General features: G+C 67.1%; 4 protein-coding genes. All 4 read right to left on the reverse strand.

Going from position 1 to position 6,000, the window contains the following annotated elements; genetic code table 11:
* Nucleotides 1-1,155: a DUF2827 domain-containing protein gene (locus C7H84_RS20040; protein WP_121860424.1), complete on the reverse strand. Its 1,155-nt coding sequence runs from the start codon at nucleotides 1,153-1,155 to the stop codon at nucleotides 1-3.
* 14 nt (nucleotides 1,156-1,169) lie between these two features.
* A complete protein-coding gene (locus C7H84_RS20045; RefSeq protein WP_121860425.1) occupies nucleotides 1,170-2,315 on the reverse strand; it encodes a DUF2827 domain-containing protein in 1,146 nt (381 codons plus the stop codon).
* A gap of 421 nt (nucleotides 2,316-2,736) precedes the next feature.
* On the reverse strand, nucleotides 2,737-3,417 hold the full coding sequence (locus C7H84_RS20050) for an OmpA family protein (RefSeq protein ID WP_121860426.1): 681 nt from the start codon (nucleotides 3,415-3,417) through the stop codon (nucleotides 2,737-2,739).
* Between the two features lie 112 nt (nucleotides 3,418-3,529).
* Nucleotides 3,530-6,000 (reverse strand): YadA-like family protein (locus C7H84_RS20055; RefSeq protein WP_240462058.1); only part of this gene is annotated, 2,471 nt, incomplete at its 5' end.

Below are 6,000 nucleotides of genomic sequence, written 5' to 3' on the forward strand. Positions count from 1 at the left end.
TCACGCGGCGCGATAGAGCGACGCGATCGCGTCGGAATACGCGGCGACGTTGTCGGGGTTGTAGATGCTGACCGAGTCGAGCACGTGCTTCGATTGCTCGCGGTATGCGTCGAGGTTCGTGTCGTGCTCGGCAAACGCCTGCAGCAGCGCGCGGCCGCCCGCCTGGCAATCGAAGTCCGGGTAGAAATATCCAGCCTTGCCGAGGAAAGGCGAGTTGTGGATCAGCGGATAGTCGCCGTACAGCAGTTCGTAATACAGGTAGTTCTGCGCGTTTTCCCACGTGTGCGATACCACCGCGTCGCCGTAGGCGGCCATGAACTCGTACACCGCGTAGCGGCTTTCGAACGTCGTGATCCCGTGGTTCACGATGTCGAGGCTCTTCGCGAAGTGGACGAACGTCGCATGTTCCTTCAGGTGCAGCGTGTTGCACACGCGCACGAACTCGAGGAACCCGGGCTTCGCGCGATACGCTTCCTCGGTCACCAGCATCGGGATGATGCTCGTCTTCACCATGCAGATGTTCGGCTCGAACATCGTCACGCGCCAGCGCGGCTTGCCCGGCTGATAGCCGAACGACAAGCCCGCGCCGAGCGTCGCGCGCGCCTTGTCGAACAGCATCGGATGCCAGATGTGCGGGACGATCGTCACCGGCGCGCGCAGGCCCGTCTGGTAATAGTGCAGGCACGAGCGCTCGAATTCCGGAATCGTCCACACCGCATCGTACGGCGCCCCCGAGAACAGGAAGCCCGACGGCTTGTCGAACATCGCGCGCTCGATGTCGATCACGTAGTCGTTGCCGACCCGCATCGTGACGACCTTGCCGCCGCGCTCGCGGAACGCGCGCAGGTAGTCCGCGCCGAACTGCGCGCTCATCTCGATCAGCACGTCGCAGCGCTCGAGCGCTTCGTCCATCGACAGCAGCGGCACGTTCCACTCGCCGAGCATCATCTGCGGATCGGCGAGCTGTTCGCCGCCGTTCACCATCACCGCTTCCGCGACGAGCGGCGACTGGCGCAGCAGCAGGATCAGCAGCAGGCAGTTCTGGAAGATGCCGTTTTCCCACAGCGACTGGCCGGCGCCGCGCACGAACAGCGATACGCCGACGACGAGACGCTTGCCGTCGCCGGGCGCTTGACGGGCATTGGAGTCCGACATGCGTATGCTCCGGTTCAGGCGACCAGGCGCGCGACGAACGCGTCCAGGTTCGCGGGGTTGTCGATCGAGACCGACTGCAGCAGCCGGCCGGCTTTCGCGCGATAGTCGTCGAGCCGCTCGTCGTGATGCAGCCACGCGTCGCGCAGCGCGTGGGCGCCCGCGACCGAATCGAAGTCCGGGTAGTAGTAGCCGGCGTCGCCGAGCAGCGTCGAGTTGTGGATCAGCGGATAACCGCCGTACAGCACGTCGTAATACAGGTAGTTCTGCGGATTTTCCCAGTGATGGGACACCACGGCATCCGCGTGGCGCGCCATGAAGCTCGGCAACTCGAGGCGCGGCTCGAACGTCGCCTTGTGCTGGCGCACGAGGTCGAGACTGTTCGCGAAGTGCACGAAGGTCGGATGCGCCTTCATGTGGATCGCGTTGACCACGAACAGATGCTGCACGGCATCCGGTTGCGCGCGGTAGAACTCGTCGCACACGAGCATCGGGTAATGGCACGACTTCACGACCGAGATGTTCGGCTCGAGCGTCGCGAGATGCCACGGACGGCGGCCGGGCCGGTAGCCGAACGTCAATCCTTCGCTCGCCAGCGCGGCGATGCGCCGATCGAGGAAATACGGCGACCACAGGTGCGGAATCGTGTAGACCGGCGCGCGCGTGAGCGTGCGCAACAGCGGCACGTCGATCTTCTGCGACTTCTCGAGCACCCACACTTCGTCGAACTGCGTGCCGTTGAAGATGTGTCCCGACGGCTTCTCGAAGATCGGCGTTTCGGCAAGGCCGCTGTAGGTATGGCCGACGTAGCACGCGACGAGCTTCGTGCCGAGCGCCTTCACGTGCCGCATCCATTCGACCGGCAGTTGCGCGCCCATCTCGATCACGACGTCGAGTTCGTGCGTGACGTCGGCGGGGTTCACGAGCGGCACGTCGAGGCCGTCGAGTTCGAGGCCGACCGGCAGCGCGTTCGCGTCGCCGCCATTCAGGAAATACACGGGGCCGACGCGGTCCGAGCGCTTCAGCATCATCGCGAGGTACGCGATGTTCTGGTGAATGCCGTTTTCCCAGATCGCCTGGCCGTCGCGCGCAAACAGCGAGATGCCGACCGCCGGCCGTTGCTTGCGGGTGCCGCCCGAGGTGGCTTGATTGATGTCCGTCACCGGTTGGGTTCCTCTGCGGCGTCGTGCGTTCGGCCGTGGCGTCGAGCGCCCGGCCGCGAAACGGCGCGCCGTGGATTGTCGTGGTTGCGTTCGCCCCGGTGCGCGCCGGGGAGTGCAGCAGAGCACTTCGAGCGGCGCGGATCGCGAGGCGGCCGCCGGATTCCGGTGTGTCGTCGGGCGGGTCCGGCACGGCGCGCGACGCGGGCGGAACGCCCCGGCAGCTGTCTGCGGCGATTGTGGCACGGAAGGCGCCGGTTTGTGGAGGGGGCTGACGAACTTTGACATAGCGCCCGGCGTGGGCGGCGGGGCTTCGGCGAAACGGTGTCGGGCCGATGTGGCCGACCGCGGGCGGGGGCGCGCCCTTCGGGTGACGGCCGTAGCGGGAGGGCGCGGGGCGAGCCGGGCCGCGACGGCCAGTTGCTCAGCGCTGCAGCGAGATTTCGACGCGGCGGTTGCTCGCGCGGCCTTCGGCCGTCGCGTTCGAGGCGACCGGATCGGCGCTGCCGCGGCCTGTGACCGGCACGCTTTGCGCCTTCAGCCCGTGCGCCTTCAGATAGTTCGCGACCGTTGCCGCACGGCGCTTCGACAGCGCGAGATTCGACGCGTCGCTGCCGACCGAGTCCGTATAGCCGGTGACGGTCACTTCTGTATACGTGCGGTCATCGCGTTCGCTCAGCAGCTTGTCGAGCGACGCGCGCGCGTTCGGCGCGAGCGTGGCCAGGCCGGTGGCGAACAGCGCGTCGCCCGCGAGGTTCACGCGTTCGACCGCGGCAGGTGCGGGAGCGGGAACCGGAACCGGCTCGGCGGCCGACGCCGCTTCGGCCGGCGCTGTGCCGCACTGAAACACCAGCGTCGCAGGATCCGAGCCGTCGCGCAGCGCGCGGGCCGAGTCGACATTGCGCACCGGCTGGTCGCCGCAGATCCTGCGGGCGGCCTTCATGCAGGTTTGCGGGCCCGACAACAGGCCGTGGCAGTCCACCTGGAAGGTGCGCACGCCGTCGGGCGGCTGCAGTTCGGAGGCGCTGAAGGTGGGACCGGATGCAGTCGAGCACGCGGCGAGGGCCATTGCGGAAAGTGCGAGCGCAAGAGCGAGTTTGTTCACGGTTACGTCCTCAATGCTTGGGTTGACTGGCGGCCGCGACGCATTGCGCGGCGGGCTCGTCCTGCCGTCGGCGGCCGCCACGCGCCGTCCGGCGGCGTGGCGGCGCGACGGGTTACTTCCACTGGTACAGCATGCCGGCGCCGATCACCTTTTGACCGCCGCTGAAGCCGCCGTTGATCGACGCCTTCAGGTTCTCCGTGATGCGCGCCTGCATGTTGACCGCCATCGCCTTCTGGCCGAGGAAGGTCGACGTGCCGACGCCCATCCCGAAGTTGGCGTCGCGATCGAGCTGCGGGATCGACGCCATCGCGCCGACGGCCGCGATACCCTGCTTCGCCATCTGGTCGGTCTGCTGCAGTTGCGAACCCAGCGAGTTGATCTGCGCCTGCTGGCCCGACAGTGCCGTCGACAGCGTCGTCTGCACCTGCGTCAGCTGGTTCACGTTCACCGCGTCGGTGCCTTGCGTACCCGGCGCGACGTTCGTGATCTGACGCTGCTGCGTGTCGCTGCCGACCGACACCACGTTCGAACGACCGCCGTCGTTCGATCCCGAACCGATTGCCACCGAGTTCGAACCGGCCGTGACGACCGGCTTGTCGTTGCCGGTCCCGTTCATGTCGGCCGCGATGCCGTTGTTGTTCGACGTGCGCGTCGTGTTGTTGACCGTGGTCACCAGCTGGTTCACCTGGTCACCGAGGTTCGTCACGCCCGTCGACAGCGACGCCACCGTGCTGTTCGTCGAGCTCAGGCCGGTCGACAGCGAGCCGATGCCGGTCGACGTCGACGTGGACAGCGACGTGAGATTGCTGTTCGTCGAGCTGAGGCCGGTGGACAGCGAGTTGATCGCCGTCGACGTCGACGTGGACAACGACGTGAGGTTGCTGTTCGTCGAGCTGAGACCCGTGGACAGCGAACCGATGCCGGTCGACAGCGACGAGATGTTCGACGCGGTCGACGTGGACAGGCTGGTGATCGCCTGGTTCGTCGCGTTGAGCTGGCTGCCGTTGATCGCGTCCGTGCTGGTGGCCGAGATCTGGCCGGCCGAGACGTTCGTGATCTGGCGCGTGGCGCCCGTCGCTGCATCACCGACGCTGACCACGCCCGCCGGCGAGCTGCCCGCGAAGAAGTACGTGACGCCGCCGATCGTGGCACTTGAGGTGCCGACTGCGTTACCCGTCACCGAGTTCGCGCCGAGGGCGATCGAGTTCGCGACGTTCGCCGTGGCGTTCGAACCGAACGCGAGTGCGTCGGTTGCCGTGGCCTTCGCATTCGAGCCGTATGCCTGGGCGCCGATCGCGCTGGCCGTCGCCTGATTGCCGAGCGCGATCGTGTTGTCCGCGGTGGCCTGGTTCGCGCTGCCGAGGGCGAGGGCGCTGTTGCCGGTTGCCGTGTTCGCGTTGCCGAGCGCCACTGCGCCGGTGCCGGTCGCCGTGTCGTTCGCGCCCATCGCCACCGCGCCGGTGCCCGTTGCGATGCTCGGGTCGCCGATCGCGACCGCGCCGTCGCCGCTCGCCGTGTTGCCGGAGCCGATCGACACCGCCTTGCCGCCCGCTGCCGATGCGTTCTGGCCGATTGCAACCGCGCCCGCCGTCTGGGCGTTCGAGCCGTCGCCGACAGCCACGCTGCTGGCGCCTGCCGCGCTGGCGTTCACGCCGGCTGCGAGGGCGTTGACGCCCGTCGCGCCGTTGTTGGCGTAGTTGCCTTGCTGCGTGCCGTTGTCGTTGACGCTGTAGTAATGCGTCTTCGCGGCTTCGATCGCGGTCGACGTCGACGTGGACAGCGACGTGATCGAGCTGGTTGCGGACGACAGGCCCGTCGAGGTCGACGTCGACAGCGACAGGATCGTGCTGTTCGCCGTCGAGAGGCCGGTCGACGTCGATGTGGACAGCGAACCGATCGAGCTGGTGGCCGTCGACAGGCCGGTCGAGGTCGACGTGGACAGCGAGCTGATCGAGCTCGTCGCCGACGAGAGGCCCGTCGACGTGGAAGTCGACAGCGATGCGACCGAGCTGTTGGTCGAGCTCAGGCCCGTGGACAGCGACGTGACGCTGCTGGTGGTCGACGTGGACAACGACGTGAGCGAACTGTTGGTCGAGCTGAGGCCGGTGGACAGCGAGCCGATCGAGCTGGTCGCGGTCAAGAGGCCGGTCGAGGTTGAGGTCGAGAGTGAGCTGATCGAGCTGGTAGCTGACGAGAGGCCCGTCGACGTGGAAGTCGAGAGCGAGGCCACCGTGCTGTCGGTGGAGCTGAGGCCAGTCGACAACGAGCTGATGCCCGTCGAGGTCGACGTGGACAACGAGGTGATCGAGCTGGTTGCCGACGACATGCCGGTCGACGTGGAAGTCGAGAGCGATGCCACCGAGCTGTCGGTCGAGCTGAGGCCAGTCGACAGCGAATTGATGCCGGTCGACGTCGACGTGGACAGCGAGCTGATCGAGCTGGTTGCTGACGAGAGGCCGGTCGACGTGGAAGTCGAGAGCGAAGCGACCGAGCTGTCGGTCGAGCTCAGGCCAGTCGACAACGAGTTGATGCCGGTCGAGGTCGACGTGGACAGCGAGCTGATCGAGCTGGTCGCCGACGAAA

The sequence above is a fragment of the Burkholderia sp. Nafp2/4-1b genome, assembly GCF_003635165.1.
Taxonomy (GTDB): domain Bacteria; phylum Pseudomonadota; class Gammaproteobacteria; order Burkholderiales; family Burkholderiaceae; genus Burkholderia.

Bases quoted from the DNA above. Each gene is read 5' to 3' on its own strand.
- C7H84_RS20040 (WP_121860424.1), bottom strand. From the start codon at position 1,155: ATGTCGGACTCCAATGCCCGTCAAGCGCCCGGCGACGGCAAGCGTCTC.